12 protein-coding genes are annotated in these 13,777 nt (G+C 70.7%); 9 read left to right on the top strand and 3 right to left on the bottom strand.

The window, feature by feature from the left end; genetic code table 11:
- Positions 1-252 precede the first annotated feature (252 nt).
- Positions 253-1,278, bottom strand: a complete 1,026-nt coding sequence (locus Q1A87_RS13105) for a LacI family DNA-binding transcriptional regulator (RefSeq protein WP_299652044.1) — start codon at positions 1,276-1,278, stop codon at positions 253-255.
- An 89-nt stretch (positions 1,279-1,367) separates the two neighbouring features.
- Between Q1A87_RS13105 and Q1A87_RS13100 the strand changes: the two genes are divergently transcribed.
- The 5 genes from Q1A87_RS13100 to Q1A87_RS13080 all read left to right on the top strand — a co-directional run bounded on the left by Q1A87_RS13100 (position 1,368) and on the right by Q1A87_RS13080 (position 7,494).
- Positions 1,368-2,777: an aldehyde dehydrogenase family protein gene (locus Q1A87_RS13100; RefSeq protein ID WP_299652042.1), complete on the top strand. Its 1,410-nt coding sequence runs from the start codon at positions 1,368-1,370 to the stop codon at positions 2,775-2,777.
- Between the two features lie 38 nt (positions 2,778-2,815).
- Positions 2,816-4,291, top strand: a complete 1,476-nt coding sequence (locus tag Q1A87_RS13095) for an AMP-binding protein (RefSeq protein ID WP_299652110.1) — start codon at positions 2,816-2,818, stop codon at positions 4,289-4,291.
- Between the two features lie 65 nt (positions 4,292-4,356).
- Positions 4,357-5,394, top strand: a complete 1,038-nt coding sequence (locus Q1A87_RS13090) for a tripartite tricarboxylate transporter substrate binding protein (RefSeq protein WP_299652040.1) — start codon at positions 4,357-4,359, stop codon at positions 5,392-5,394.
- 2 nt (positions 5,395-5,396) lie between these two features.
- The gene (locus Q1A87_RS13085) at positions 5,397-5,978 is read left to right on the top strand and encodes a tripartite tricarboxylate transporter TctB family protein (protein ID WP_299652038.1); all 582 of its coding nucleotides are present in this window, start codon (positions 5,397-5,399) and stop codon (positions 5,976-5,978) included.
- A gap of 10 nt (positions 5,979-5,988) precedes the next feature.
- Positions 5,989-7,494, top strand: coding sequence for a tripartite tricarboxylate transporter permease (locus Q1A87_RS13080; protein WP_299652036.1), 1,506 nt, complete (start codon positions 5,989-5,991; stop codon positions 7,492-7,494).
- Between the two features lie 90 nt (positions 7,495-7,584).
- Here Q1A87_RS13080 and Q1A87_RS13075 read toward each other — a convergent pair whose 3' ends face one another.
- A complete protein-coding gene (locus Q1A87_RS13075; RefSeq protein ID WP_299652034.1) occupies positions 7,585-7,986 on the bottom strand; it encodes a PIN domain-containing protein in 402 nt (133 codons plus the stop codon).
- On the bottom strand, positions 7,979-8,209 hold the full coding sequence (locus Q1A87_RS13070; protein WP_299652032.1) for an AbrB/MazE/SpoVT family DNA-binding domain-containing protein: 231 nt from the start codon (positions 8,207-8,209) through the stop codon (positions 7,979-7,981). Before Q1A87_RS13070 ends, Q1A87_RS13075 begins: the two co-directional genes overlap by 8 nt.
- Positions 8,210-8,540: 331 nt before the next feature.
- Here Q1A87_RS13070 and Q1A87_RS13065 point away from each other — a divergent pair, with 331 nt between their 5' ends.
- The 4 genes from Q1A87_RS13065 to Q1A87_RS13050 all read left to right on the top strand — a co-directional run bounded on the left by Q1A87_RS13065 (position 8,541) and on the right by Q1A87_RS13050 (position 13,525).
- Positions 8,541-9,167 carry a (2Fe-2S)-binding protein gene (locus tag Q1A87_RS13065; protein WP_363322999.1) on the top strand — a complete coding sequence of 209 codons (627 nt, stop codon included), beginning with the start codon at positions 8,541-8,543 and terminating at the stop codon, positions 9,165-9,167.
- Positions 9,167-10,189, top strand: a complete 1,023-nt coding sequence (locus Q1A87_RS13060) for a xanthine dehydrogenase family protein subunit M (RefSeq protein WP_299652030.1) — start codon at positions 9,167-9,169, stop codon at positions 10,187-10,189. Before Q1A87_RS13065 ends, Q1A87_RS13060 begins: the two co-directional genes overlap by 1 nt.
- Entirely contained in the window at positions 10,186-12,357 is a 2,172-nt protein-coding gene (locus tag Q1A87_RS13055; protein WP_299652028.1) for a xanthine dehydrogenase family protein molybdopterin-binding subunit, read from the top strand. The genes Q1A87_RS13060 and Q1A87_RS13055 overlap by 4 nt, the downstream gene beginning before the upstream one ends.
- A 76-nt stretch (positions 12,358-12,433) precedes the next feature.
- On the top strand, positions 12,434-13,525 hold the full coding sequence (locus Q1A87_RS13050; RefSeq protein ID WP_299652026.1) for a transglutaminase-like domain-containing protein: 1,092 nt from the start codon (positions 12,434-12,436) through the stop codon (positions 13,523-13,525).
- Positions 13,526-13,777: the final 252 nt, after the last annotated feature.

Genomic DNA, 13,777 nt, shown 5'->3' with positions numbered 1-13,777 from the left:
GTCCTGTCGCGATCGTTAACGGAGACGCGCGCGGGAGCAAGCGGCGGGGACGGAGGGCACGACCGGTTCGGCGTCGCATGGGGACGAGGGCAGGCCCGGCCGCGTGCGGGTGGCAGAAGCCCCCGCCGTCATACCGGTCGCCTGCCGTTGGCGGCCTCGCAGCGCCGGGCGGTCGGGCGATCGGGCGGGACAAGAGCTTTGCCGCGCGCAGCGTGTCATCCGTTGCCCGGCGGAGACCGGCCTCGCGGCCGGTCACGCGATGCCGGGCGGCGCGGTGGTCCCGCGCCGGTGCAGTTCGACGGGCAGGCGCTCGCGCAGGATGCCGGCGGGCGGGCCGCCCGACAGACACTCGACGAGATGCCGCCCGGCGCGCGCGCCGATCCGGCGGGCGGGGATGGCCACGGTGGAGAGCGCCGGCACGGTGTCGGCGGAGCCGGGGAAATCGCCGATCCCCATGATCGAGAGCGCCCCGGGGATCGCCAGTCCCTGCGCGGTGGCCGCGGCGATCGCGCCCTGTGCGATGACGTCGTTGCCGCAGATGAGCGCGCTCGGCCGGTCGCGTCCGGCCAGCAGGTCGCGGCAGACGGCCTTGGCCTGCGACGTGTCGTAGGGTGCGCGGGCGCACCAGCGCGCGGGCGGGGCGCAGCCGGCCGCGGCAAGGGCGGCCTGCACCGCGTCGAGGCGGGCGCGGGCGCGGTCGTTCTTGTCCGAGGGCGGAAAGACGAGGGCGATGCGGCGATGGCCGAGATCGAGGAGATGCCGCGCCGCCACGCGTCCGGCCTCCGCGTTGTCGGCGCCGATGCAGGGGAGCGGGGACTCCGCGGCCCAGGCCCAGGCGGCGACCACGGGCACGTCCTGCGAGGCGATGAGGCGGAACGTGTCGGCATCGTGGTCGAGCCCGATCAGCGCGATGCCGTCCACCCGGTGCTCGTAGAGCTTGCGCAGGACGCGATACTCGGCGGCGAGGTCGTAGCCGTGGGTGGCGAGCAGCAGGGTGAACTCGTGCTCGGCCACCGCGTCGTTGAAGCTCTGCACCAGCTCCGCGAAGATCGAGTAATCCACAGTGGGCACGACGAGGCCGAGCGTCGCGCTGCGCCGGCCGTGCATCGACTGGGCGGCGCGGTTGCGGATGTAGCCGGTTGCGCGAATCGCCGCCTCGACCCGGTTGCGGGTCGGCGCGCTGACGAGGCCCGGATGGTTGAGCACGCGCGAGACCGTCGCGGGCGAGACGCCGGCAGCGCGGGCGACGGCGGTGATGTCGGCCCGGTAGGAGGTCATGCCTTTCCCTGAACCGCGATGAAAACATTTGCAACGCTATTTTCATGGCGTAACGTCCACGATGCGGCGACGTTTTGAGGGGGCATCGCATGGATGGCAGCGACAGGATCGGTGGGGTGGACCGCCTGTTCGAGGCAGCGCGCCGCGCGCAGGCCCGGTACGAGGCGGAGGGGAGCCAGGACCGCTACGATCGGGCCGCGCAGGCGGCGGCCTGGGCGATCATGGAGCCCGGGCGCAACTGTGCGCTGGCGGAGCTGGCCGTGCGGACCACGGGGCTCGGTAACGTCGCCGACAAGATCACCAAGAACCATCGCAAGACGCTGGGCCTGATGCGCGACATCAAAGGCGCGCGGACCCACGGCATCCTTTCGGACGACCCGGAGACGGGGATCACCACGATCGCGCGGCCGCTCGGCGTGATCGGCGCGGTCGTCCCCTCGACCAACCCGGCGGCGACGCCGGCCAACAACATCGTCAACGCGCTGAAATGCGGCAACGCGATCGTGCTGTCGCCCTCGCCCAAGGGGGTGGCCTGCTGCGAGGCGTTGCTGGGCTACGTTCACGCGGAGTTCGCGAAGATCGGCGCGGATCCGGATCTGGTGCAGATGGTCCCGCCGCCGGGGACGAAGGCGGACACGCAGCGCCTGCTGGAGTTGTGCGACCTCGCCGTAGTGACGGGAAGCCAGGACAACGTGCGGCGCGCCTATTCCAGTGGCACGCCGGCGATGGGCGTGGGTGCGGGCAACGTGACCGTGATCGTGGACGAGACGGCGGACCTGGCCGATGCGGCGGCGAAGATCGCGGCGTCGAAATGCTTCGACAACGCGACGTCGTGCTCCTCGGAGAACGCCATCGTGGTGGTGGACGCGGTCTATGACGCCTTCGTCGCGGCGCTGGCGGACGCGGGGGGCGCAGTGGTGCCTGCCGCGCGCGAGGCGGAGGTCGTGGCGCGGCTGTTCCCGGACGGGCACCTGAACCGCGAGGTCATCGCGCAGGACGCGGACGTGACGGTGGCGGCGCTCGGGCTGGGGGACGCGGTGCCGGCGGGGACGCGCTTCGTCGCGGTGGAGACGGCGGGGATCGGGCCGGAGCATCCGCTTTCGGGCGAGAAGCTGAGCCTCGTCGCGGCGCTCTATCGGGCGCGGGACTACGACGACGCGGTGGCGATCACGCGGGCGATCCTCGCGCATCAGGGGGCGGGCCATTCGGTGGGGCTTCATTCCGCGGAGGCGGCGCGGCCGGTGGAGCTGGGCCGGGCGCTGCCGACCTGCCGGGTGATCATGAACCAGGCGCATACCTTCGCCACGGGCGGCAGCTTCGACAACGGGATGCCGTTCTCGCTGTCGATGGGCTGCGGGTCCTGGGGCGGGAACTCGATCGACGACAACCTGCATTGGCGGCATTTCATGCAGACCACCAAGATCGTGCGCACGATCCCCGCGCGGGAGCCGTCGGTGGAGGAGATCTTCGAGGGCTACTGGGCCGAGGCCGGGCGGTGAGCTTCGCCGACGCGCCTCCGGGCGGCACGATCCGCGACATGCTGGACCTGCGGGCGGCCGAGGCGGGCGACCGGGTGAGCCACGTCTTTCCGGGCGAGGCGCCGCTGACCTGGGGCGCGCTGCGGGACGGGGCGCGGGAGATCGCCGCGCGGCTGGCGGGGCTTGGCGTGGCCAGGGGCGATTCGGTCGCGATGATGCTGCCCAACGGGCGGGCGGGCATCCTGTGCCTGATGGGTCTGTTCTACGGCGGGTTCCGGGCGGCGCTGGTCAACCTCGTCGCGGGGGCCGAGGCGATGGGCTACGCGCTCGCCCATTCCGAAGCGCGGTTCGTGTTGCTGGGTGCGGCGCAGCAGGGCCTTTACGACGGCGCGGTGGCGGCGTCGGGGGCGGCGGTCACGCCGATCCGGGTCGGAGACAATGTGGAGTGGCCGGAGGGCGCCCGGGGGGAGCTGTCCCCGGTGGCGCCGGAGGATCACGCGCTTCTTATGTACACGTCGGGGACGACGGGGCGGCCGAAGGGGGTGCTTCATTCGCAGGCGAGCCTGCTGGCGGGCGGCTGGACCCCGGCGGTGGCGCATGCGCTGACGCCCGAGGACCGGGGGCTTTGCGTGCTGCCAATCTACCACATCAACGGGCTGTGCGTGACGGTGATGGGGGCGCTGGTCTCAGGCGGGTCGCTCGTGGTCTGCGGGCGGTTCTCGGCCTCGCGGTTCTGGATCACCTGTGCGGCGGAGGGCGTGACCTGGTTCTCGGTCGTGCCGACGATCGTGTCGCATCTGCTGCACGGCGAGGCGGAGCCCGATGCGGCAACCCGCGACCGTATCCGCTTCGGCCGCTCCGCCTCCTCGGCGCTGGCGGTGGAGACCCAGACCGCGTTCGAGGGCCGGTTCGGCATCCCGATCGTCGAGACGATGGGCCTGACCGAGACGGCGGCGCAGATCCTGTCGAACCCGCTGCCGCCCGCGACGCGCAAGATCGGCTCGCCGGGGATTGCATATGGCAACGAGGTAGCGATCCTGTCGCCGGATCTGACGCCGGTCGGGACCGGGACCGAGGGGGAGATCGCGGTGCGGGGGCCGAACGTGATGCTGGGCTATTTCCGCAACCCGGAGGCGACGGTCGAGGCGATGACGCCGGACGGGTGGCTCCGCACCGGAGACCTCGGGCGGATGGACGCCGACGGCTACGTCTTCGTGACCGGGCGGCTCAAAGAGCTGATCATCAAGGGCGGCGAAAACATCGCGCCGCGCGAGGTGGACGAAGCGCTCTACGCGCATCCCGACGTGATGGAGGCCGCGGCCTTCGCGCGGCCCTGCGCGCGTTACGGCGAACGGGTGGAAGCGGCGGTCAGGCTGCGCCCCGGGGCGCGGGTCGACGGCGCGACGCTCCGCGCGCTCTGCGAGGAACGGCTCGGGGCATTCAAGAGCCCGGACGTGGTGCACGTGCTCGACGAGTTGCCGAAGGGACCGTCGGGGAAGATCCAGCGGTTGAAGCTTGGGGAACTGATACACTGACATCCGGACCGGGGCCGTCGGGAGGGCGGGCGCGGGACGGCGGATATACGAGAGGGAGGAAAGACATGACCAATAGAACACCAATCGCGGCGACGTCCCGCCCGGCGGCAGGCCGGGCAGCCCCCGACCGCCCCCACCCGCGGTCGAGGGCTGTCCCTGCCGCATCACGGGCGGGCCTGGGCGTTCTCGCCGCCGCTGCAGTCTCCCTCGGCATGGGGGCCGGCACGGCCGACGCGCAGGACTACCCGGACCGTCCGATCGAGATGGTCGTGACCTTCGGGCCGGGCGGCGGCGCCGACCTGATGGGGCGCACGATGGCGCGGCTGCTGGAGGAGCCGCTGGGCGTGTCGATCCCGGTCTCGAACGTCGCGGGCGCCTCCGGGAACGCCGGGCTCACGCGGCTCCGCACCAACCCGGCGGACGGTTACACGATCGGCACGCTGATCTCGCTCACCGTCGCGTCCTGGGCCTCGGGCCTCGGTGACAACGCGCCGGAGGACTTCCAGGTGATCTCGGTCGTGCAGAGCTCGCCGTCTTTCCTCTTCGTGCCGGCGAACGGGCCGCACCAGAGCGCCGAGGCGCTATTCGAATACGCGAAGTCGAATCCGGTGACGGTCGCCACCTCCGGCTACGGCACGCAGGACGACGTGACGCTGAAGCTGCTCGCGAATGCCGGGATTACGATGGAGAACGTGCCGTTCCAGGCCCCGGCGGAGCGCTACGCCTCGCCTATCGGCGGGCACACGATGGCGATCTACGAGGAGCCGGGCGACGTCGCACAGTTCATCGAGGCCGGGCAGCTCGTCCCGGTGGTCGTCTTCTCCGAGGAGCGGCACCCCGCCTTCCCGGACGTGCCGACCTCCGCCGAGCTCGGCATCGACATCTCCGGCCTCGACAATTACCGCAGCGTCGCGGTGCCCGCGGGCGTGCCCGAGGACCGCGTGGCGATCCTCGAGGATGCGGTGGCGCAGGCGGTGTCGACCGAGGAATGGCAGGAATTCTGCGAGAGTACCTATACCTGCATCGAGCCGGTGACCGGCGAGGCGGCGCAGGCGATGGTCGGCGATTTCCGCGACCTGATCGCCGAGCAGTTGAGCCAGTAGACGTGGCGGGGACGATCCGGGAGAACCAGCCGGCGGCGGAGCGCGAAGCGCGGGCTTCCGGCTGGCGCCGGTTCGTCCCGACGCTATTGCCGGCCGGGCTCCTGATCCTCGCGCTCATCCTGCCGGCGCGGATGTTCAGCCGGGGGCAGAGCGCGGATGTCGTGGGGCTGGGCCCCGCGGCCTGGCCCGGGGCGATGCTCCTCGCGCTCGCCGTGCTCAGCGCGATCTGGGTGGCGCGCGACCTCTGGGCGCTTCGGCGGCCGGGCGGGCAGCCGCTCCTGACCCCGGTGGTGGAGGAGGGGCCCTACGCGATGGGCAAGGCCGTCGCCGGGCTCGTGATGATCGTGGTCTATGGCTGGCTCCTGTCGGTGATCGGCTTCGCGCTGGCCTCCGCCCTGTTCATCGCGGGCTGGTGCGTCTTCGGCGGTGTGCGCAACCCGCTGGTGCTGGTGCCAGTCACGCTGATCGGGACGGTGGCGCTCCTGTGGCTCTTCATGGGGCTGGCGTTGATGCCGCTGCCGCGGGGGCAGGGCGTGTTCGACGGGTTCAGCATCTGGCTGCTGCAGACGACCGGCATCTATTGAGGAGACGGCCATGGCCGCGTTCGAACTACTGGGCGGAGGCTTTTCGGCGGCGTTCCAGCTCTGGCCGTTCCTGACCATCGTGACCGGGCTTCTCGTTGGTGTCGTCGCGGGCGCGCTGCCGGGGATCAGTTTCGTCAACGCGATGGCGATGGCGCTGCCGTTCACCTACGTCATGTCGCCCACGCAATCGATGCTGTTCCTGGGCGGGATCTATGTGGGGGGCGTGTTCGGCGGCTCGATTTCGGCCATCATGATCAACGTGCCGGGCACGCCGGCTTCGCTGCCGGCGACCTGGGACGGCTATGCGATGACGAAGCGCGGCGAGGTGAAACGCGCGCTCGCCATCGCGGTGACGGCCTCGGCCACGGGCGGGCTGGTGAGTGCGCTGGTGCTGGCGTTCCTGTCGGCGCCCTTCGCCACCTTCGCGCTCAAGTTCTCGCAGCCCGAGTTCTTCGCGGCGACGGTGCTGGGCCTCGTCAGCGTGATCGCCATCGCCAAGGACCGTCCGCTCGTCACGCTGGTCTCGCTCGTCCTCGGGATCGTGGTGGGCACGGTGGGGGTGGACCCGCTCTACGGGCAGGCGCGCTTCTCCTTCGGCATCCCAGAGATGGAATCGGGCATCCGCTTCGTCGTCGTGATGATCGGCCTCTTCGCCATCGGGGAGGTGGTGGACCTATTGGCGACGAACCGGGACCTCCGGCCCAAGACGCAGGGCGGCCGCCAGATCGGCGCGAAGCTCGCCGACATCCTGGGCGTGAAAGGCGCGATCCTGCGCGGCACCGGCATCGGCTGCCTGATCGGGATGATCCCCGGGGCGGGGGCGACGCCCGGCGCGGTGATCGCCTACGGGGTGGAGAAGCAGGTCTCGACGCGCGGGGCGGAGTTCGGCACCGGGGTCGAGGCGGGGCTCGCCGCACCCGAGGCGGCCAAGAACGCCACGACCGGCGCGGCGATGGTGCCGCTCCTGACGCTGGGCATCCCGGGTTCGGCGGCGACCGCGATCATGCTGGCGGCGATGATGCTGCACGGGGTCAATCCCGGCCCGCTCCTCTTCATCATGGACCCGTCGATGGTCTACACGATCTTCGCCGCGATGATCATCGCCAACGTCCTGATGATCGGCGCGGGTCTGGGGGTGGCGCAGGTCTTCTCGACCCTGATGCGCACGCCGCCGGCGATCCTCGCGGCGTTCATCATCGTGCTCTCGGTGATCGGCGCCTACGGGGTCCGGAACAACATCTTCGACGTCTGGGTCTGCCTCGCCTTCGGGGTGCTGGGCTGGGGAATGAAGCGGATCGGCTTTCCGTCGGCGCCGCTGGTGCTGGGCGTGATCCTCGGACCGCTGGCGGAGCGCTACTTCCTCACCTCGCTCGCCAACTCGCAGCAGGACTGGACCGTGTTCGTCACCCGTCCGATCAGCGGGACGATCCTGGCGCTGGCGGGGGTCTTCGTATTGTGGTCGCTCTGGCCGGGGATCATCGGCCGGCTCGCGCGGCGGCGGGAACGGGCGGCCTGAGGCGGCAGCGCGTGCGGCAGGCGGCGGAGCCTCCGGCGGGGATATTTGGAAAGCAAAGACAAGGGGCGACCCGCCGCTTTCGGGCGGGGCTCAGGCGAAGGGATTGCGGATCGTCAGTCCGTCGATTTGCCGGCCGTCCTGCATGTCCTCGCTGATCAGCGCGTCGCAGCCGGCTTCGAGCGCGGCGGCGAGGATCGAGGCGTCCCAGATCGAGTAGTCGGTCGCCGCCGCCACATCGAGCGCGCGCGCGTGGACGGTTTCAGTCAGCGGCACGATCTCGGTCAGGGCGCGAAGCGTGGCCAGCGCCTCGGCGATCTCGGGCAGGTCCATCCCGGCCTTGCGGCGCAGCACGTGCGCGACCTCGTTGAGCGCCTGCGCCGAGACGACGCCGCCCCGTCCCACCACGTCCTGCGCGGCCGCGCGCTTCGCGCCGGTGCCGGCAATGGCGTAGACGAGGACGTTGCTGTCGATCGCCGCGCGCGGCTCAGCCACGCTGCGCGTCGTCGCGGTCGAAGACGAAGCCCGCGGGCAGCCGACCCTCGAACCGGGCAAGCCGGTCGAGAAGTTCCGCCCGGCCAGGCACGCGCTCGACCTCCATCTCGCGGGGGCCGCGGATGCGGACGGCGATGTCGTCCCCTTCAGTGAGGTCGAGCGCCTTCACCACCGCTGCGGGCAGACGGATCGCCAGCGAATTGCCCCATTTCGCGACCTGCATGACAGCCTCCTTTGGATAGACATGAGAGATATGTATATCTGCCCAGGCGGAAAATCCAGCGGTTCCGATTCGGGGGCCAGCCATGGCGACCTGACCCCGAGGCGGCAAGAGGTGTCGCGGCGAACCGACGCAGGCATCGCGAATGCCGCGCCCGTTGGCCCCCTTGCAGAGCCGGGCCGCCCGCCGTCGCACGGGGCGGGCCGTCCTTCCCGAGCCGGACCGGAAGCGGCCGCGCGGGGAACGGAACCGAGCGCGCTCCGTTGATCCGCGATCGTCCCGGGCCCGCACCGGGCGATCCAGGCAGCAACCAGTCCACACGAGGTCCCTTGTCATGGCCACCGAACCCCGCGACGCCCCACCCGATCTGGGCATATCCCGACGCTCTCTCCTGAAGGGGACCGCGGCCAGCGGCGCGTCCGCGTTCGGCGCCTTCCAGGCCGGCGCGCAGGAGGCGGAGGCTGCGCCGACGGGCGGACCGGAGGTCGAGGTGGAGATCACCATCAACGGCAAGCCGGAGAGGTTCACGCTGGATGCGCGCACGACGTTGCTCGACCTGCTGCGCGAGCGGCTCGACCTGACCGGGACCAAGGTCGGCTGCAACCACGGGCAATGCGGCGCCTGCACGGTGCTGGTGGACGGGACGCGGATCAACTCGTGCCTGCGCCTCGCCGGCACGCTCGACGGGGCGGAGGTCACGACGATCGAGGGGTTGGGCCAGGGCGGCGAGATGCACCCGATGCAGCAGGCCTTCATCGACAACGACGGGTTCCAGTGCGGCTATTGCACGCCCGGACAGATCATGAGCGCCGTCGGCTGCGTCACGGAAGGTCATGCCGGATCGGAGGCCGAGATCCGCGAATACATGTCGGGCAACCTGTGCCGCTGCGGCGCCTACAAGGGGATCGTGGCGGCGGTTGTGCAGGCCCGCGACGAGACCGAAGCGCGGGAGGCGAGCTGATGCGTCCGTTTTCGTTCCGGAGACCCGGGTCGCCCGAGGAAGCCGTCGCCATGGTCGAGCCGATGGGCGTGGCCGGGCAGGGGGGTGCGTTCCACGCGGGCGGCACCACCGTGATCGACCTGATGAAGCTGCATGTCCTGCACCCGCCCTCGCTCACCGATCTGGGCGACGTGCTCGAGCGGGGCATCGAGGAGACGGGCGACGGCACGCTGCGCGTCGGCGCCGGCACGACGATGGCCGAGGCGGCCGAGCATCCCGCCTTCCTGCGTGCGCCGGTCCTGTCGGAAGCGCTGTGGAAGGCGGCGAGCGCGCAGCTGCGCAATGTCGCCACGCTGGGCGGCAACCTGCTGCAGCGCACCCGGTGCCCGTATTTCCGCGACAACGTGAGCGCCTGCAACAAGCGTGAGCCGGGCTCGGGCTGCGCGGCGAAGGACGGGATCAACCGTCTCCTCGCCGTGCTGGGCACGTCGGAAGAGTGCATCGCGAACTACCCGGGCGACTGGGCCAACGCGCTGATCCTGTTCGACGCGGTGCTCGAGACCCGATCGGGCGAGGGCGGGCGCGAGATCGCGTTCGACGACCTGCATGTCCTGCCGGGCGAGGACCCGGCGCGCGAGACGATCCTGGGCGACGACGAGCTGATCACCGCGATCCGCCTGACCGTGCCCGACTGGGCCGGCCGGTCGGTCTACACCAAGGTCCGCGACCGCGACAGCTACGCCTTCGCGCTGACCTCGGCGGCGGTGGCGCTCGACCTCGACGGCGAGACCGTGCGCGAGGCGCGGCTCGCCATCGGCGGCGCGGCGACGGTGCCGTGGCGGGCGCGCGAGGTCGAGGACTGGCTGCAGGGCCAGACCCTCACCGAGGACGTGGCCGTCGAAGCGGGCCGGCGCGCCTTCGAGGGCGCGCAGGGCTGGGGCGAGAACGATTTCAAGATCCCGCTGGGCCGCGACACCGTGGCCCGTGGCCTCATGGAAGCCAAGGCGATGACGCCTGAGACCAATTCGGGAGACAGCCAATGACCGGACGCATCGGCGCCGCCGTAAGCCGCATCGAGGGCCGCAAGAAGGTGATGGGCGAGGCGCGCTACGCCGCGGACTTCGCTGTCCCGAACCCGCTATACGCGCATCTCGTTACCTCGACGATCGGGCGCGGGACGATCACCGCGATCGACGACGCCGACGCGCGCGCCGTGCCGGGAGTGCGCGACATCTACAGTCATGCCAACCCGCTCGGCCTCACGCCCGACGGCATGATGTCCACGGGCGGCCACGCGCAGCAGGGATGGGAGCCGTTCGACGCGCCGGACGTGCGCTTTTACGGCGAGACGATCGCGATGGTGGTTGCCGACGACATCCTCGCTGCGCGCGAGGCGGCGAAGCGCCTGCGGTTCACGTATTCCGAGGAGACGCCCGCGCCGGTCTTCGGGGCCGAAGGGGTCGAGCCGGAGGAGTTGCCCGACGACGCCCTCAGTTCGGGCGACATCGAGGCTGCGATGCAGGCGGCGGCGCAAACGCTCGATCTGGACTACGACACCGCCGCCAATACCCACAACGCGATGGAGCTGTTCGCGACGACGGCGCAGTGGTCGGGCGAGGATCTGACGGTCTACGTGCCCAGCCAGTGGGTTGAGGGCTTCCGGGTGGGGATCGCGAACGAGCTCGGCATCGCGCCCGAGCGCGTCCATGTCGTCAGTCCCTATGTGGGTGGCGGCTTCGGCGGCAAGGGCAGCGTGTTCACCTTCACCCCGATGGTCGCGGCGGCGTCGAAGCGGCTGAACCGGCCGGTCAAGCTCTACGTCACGCGCGAGCAGGGCTTCACCACCGCGTCGTTCCGGGCCGAGACGCAGCAGAGCATCCGGCTGGGCGCGGGCGCCGACGGGCGCCTCACCGGGTTCGAGCATACCGGGCGCGAATTGTCGTCGCGGACCGACACCTATGTCGTCAACGGCGCGGAGGCCGCGGCGCGGATGTATCACGCCGACGCGGTACGCACGGGCGTGACCTGCGTCCACGCCGACCGGCAGACGCCGGGCTTCATGCGTGCGCCGGCCGAGACGCCCTATTTCTTCGCGCTGGAATCGGCGGTGGACGAGCTCGCGCGTCGGCTGGAGATGGACCCTGTCGAGCTGCGGCGGACCAACGACATCGACGCCGAGCCGGTGAACGGCGTGCCCTATACGTCGCGCTCGCTGATGGAATGCTACGACATGGCGGGCGAGGCGTTCGGCTGGTCGGACTACGACCCCGCCGTGGGGTCGATGCGCGACGGCGACTGGCTCGTCGGCTGGGGCTGCGCGACGGCGGCCTACCCGACGCAGATGGCGCCCTGCTCGGTGCGCGTCCATCTCGACCGGACCGGCCGCGCGCGCGTGATGGTGGCGAGCCACGACCTCGGCACCGGAGCCTATACCGTCATCGCGCAGGCGGCGGCCGAGGGGCTGGGCCTCGAGGTGGACCGGGTCGATGTCGAGCTGGGCGACAGCCGCCTGCCGCCGGGAACGATCGCCGGCGGCTCGGTCTCTACCGCCTCCAACGTCTCGGTCGTCCAGATCGCCTGCGAGCGGATCATGCAGCGCCTCGGCACCACGCCGGGGGAGATCGACGTGGAGGCGGCCTTCAACGCGTTCGGCCAGGCCGCGATCGAGGAATACGCCGAATGGACGCCCCGCGGATCGCAGAAGAACGCGCGCCGGGGGCTCTACAGAGGTCAGGTCGGGATCGTCGGCGGCGCGGAGGAGGAGTACACGGCCTTCGCCTTCGGGGCCGAGTATGCCGAGGTCCGCATCAATCGCTGGACGCGCGAGATCCGCGTGCCACGCCTTTACGGTGCGTTCGCGGCCGGGCGGATCATGAACGAGAAGACGGCGACCTCGCAATATCTTGGTGGCATGGTCTGGGGCTTGGGCCACGCGCTCCAGGAAAAGACGGAGATCGACCCCCGTACCGGCGCCGTGATGAACGACAACATCTCCGAATACATCGTGCCGGTGAACGCGGACATCGTGGACATCCGCGCGATGATGGTGCCGGAGGAGGACACTCTCGTGAACCCCGCGGGGGTGAAGGGCATCGGCGAGATCGGCATCGTCGGCACTGCCGCGGCGATCGCCAACGCAGTGTACCATGCCACCGGCATCCGCGTGCGCCACGTTCCGATCCGGGTCGAGGACCTGATCGAGACGGGTTGAAGCACCCCCGAGCCTTGCGCGGCGGCCGGATGCACCTTACGGCCGCCGCATCGTCTTGTCCGTCAGGAGCCCCCGAATGTCCCTCACCCGCAGGACCCTGCTCGCCACCGCCTCGGCGGCGGCCGCCCTCCCGCTTCTGCCGCGCCGCGCGGCCGCGAGCTACGCGCCCACGCCCGGTCCGTGGCGCCGGTTCGAGATCACCACCCGCATCGCCATAGATACCGGCGGCGCCCCCGCGCAGGCATGGGTGCCGGTGCCCGCGGTCTTCGCGCCCGACTGGGCCAAGCCCGGGCAATCGCGCTGGACGACGAACGCCGCCGAGGCTCGCCTGCTGAGCGACGACAACGATGCGCGTTTCGTCCACGCGGTCTGGGAAGGGAACGACCGGGCGGTGATCGACATCGTCTCCGAAGCCTCCGTCCGCGACCGGGCGACGGATTTCGCGGCGGCGGAGACGCATGCCTCCCTTGCGCCGGAGGCGCGGGCGCATTGGACGGCTCCGACCTCGCTGATCCCCACGGACGGTATCGTGCGTGAGACCTCCGACCGGATCACGGCCGGGATCGAGGGCGACGAGGCCCGTGCCCGGGCCATCTACGATTGGATCGTGGAGGAAACGGCGCGCAACCCCGAGACGCGGGGCTGCGGACTGGGCGACGTGGGCTCGATGCTGCAGGTGGGCGATCTGACGGGCAAGTGCGCCGACCTGAACGCGCTCTTCGTCGGGCTGGCGCGCGCGGCGGGTCTGCCGGCACGCGATGTCTACGGGCTCCGCGTGGCGCCGTCGGCCTTCGGCTACAAGAGCCTGGGCGCCGGATCGGAGGACGTGACCAAGGCGCAGCATTGCCGCGCCGATGTCTGGCTCGAGGAGCACGGCTGGGTCGCCGCCGATCCCGCCGACGTTCGTAAGGTCATGCTGGAGGAACCGCCGAAGAACCTCGCGCTCGACGACCCCAAGGTGGTGGATGTCCGAGCCGCGCTGTTCGGCGCGTGGGAGGGGAACTGGCTGCCCTACAACTTCGCGCACGACGTGGTCCTGCCGGGTTCGGAGAACGGCCCGGTGCCGTTCCTGATGTATCCGCAGGCGGAGGTCGCCGGCCGCCGTCTTGATCCGCTCGAGCCTTCGGACTTCGCCTACACGATTACGGCGCGGGAAATCGAGGGCTGAGGCGGGGCGAACCGGTCAGGAGGGGTCGGGAGGGCAGGGCGCCTTGAGGGAGGCCGTGCCGTCTGGGTCAGCAGGTCAGCCTGCTTGTCGGCCATCGTAATCGGACTGGAGACATCTTGGCTTGGTTGATGCAGCGCGAGAGGGTGAATGTCGGAGGCGACGTTGCCCTCGACCAGACGATACAGCGTACACGTAGTCGTCCAACAGACGACTGACGTGCTCGTTTGGAGATCGTGATGGGTGTCCAGAAGC

The organism is uncultured Jannaschia sp. (assembly GCF_947494055.1).
In the GTDB taxonomy this organism is placed as follows: domain Bacteria; phylum Pseudomonadota; class Alphaproteobacteria; order Rhodobacterales; family Rhodobacteraceae; genus Jannaschia.
Note: the sequence above shows the minus strand (reverse complement) of the source record. Positions and strands in the feature narration are given on the sequence as shown.

Excerpts from the sequence above, each read along its gene's own strand:
- Q1A87_RS13105 (WP_299652044.1), bottom strand. The coding sequence starts at position 1,278 with ATGACCTCCTACCGGGCCGACATCACCGCCGTCGCCCGCGCTGCCGGC.
- Q1A87_RS13100 (WP_299652042.1), top strand. The coding sequence starts at position 1,368 with ATGGATGGCAGCGACAGGATCGGTGGGGTGGACCGCCTGTTCGAGGCA.
- Q1A87_RS13095 (WP_299652110.1), top strand. The coding sequence starts at position 2,816 with ATGCTGGACCTGCGGGCGGCCGAGGCGGGCGACCGGGTGAGCCACGTC.
- Q1A87_RS13090 (WP_299652040.1), top strand. The coding sequence starts at position 4,357 with ATGACCAATAGAACACCAATCGCGGCGACGTCCCGCCCGGCGGCAGGC.
- Q1A87_RS13080 (WP_299652036.1), top strand. The coding sequence starts at position 5,989 with ATGGCCGCGTTCGAACTACTGGGCGGAGGCTTTTCGGCGGCGTTCCAG.
- Q1A87_RS13070 (WP_299652032.1), bottom strand. The coding sequence starts at position 8,209 with ATGCAGGTCGCGAAATGGGGCAATTCGCTGGCGATCCGTCTGCCCGCA.
- Q1A87_RS13065 (WP_363322999.1), top strand. The coding sequence starts at position 8,541 with ATGGCCACCGAACCCCGCGACGCCCCACCCGATCTGGGCATATCCCGA.
- Q1A87_RS13060 (WP_299652030.1), top strand. The coding sequence starts at position 9,167 with ATGCGTCCGTTTTCGTTCCGGAGACCCGGGTCGCCCGAGGAAGCCGTC.
- Q1A87_RS13055 (WP_299652028.1), top strand. The coding sequence starts at position 10,186 with ATGACCGGACGCATCGGCGCCGCCGTAAGCCGCATCGAGGGCCGCAAG.
- Q1A87_RS13050 (WP_299652026.1), top strand. The coding sequence starts at position 12,434 with ATGTCCCTCACCCGCAGGACCCTGCTCGCCACCGCCTCGGCGGCGGCC.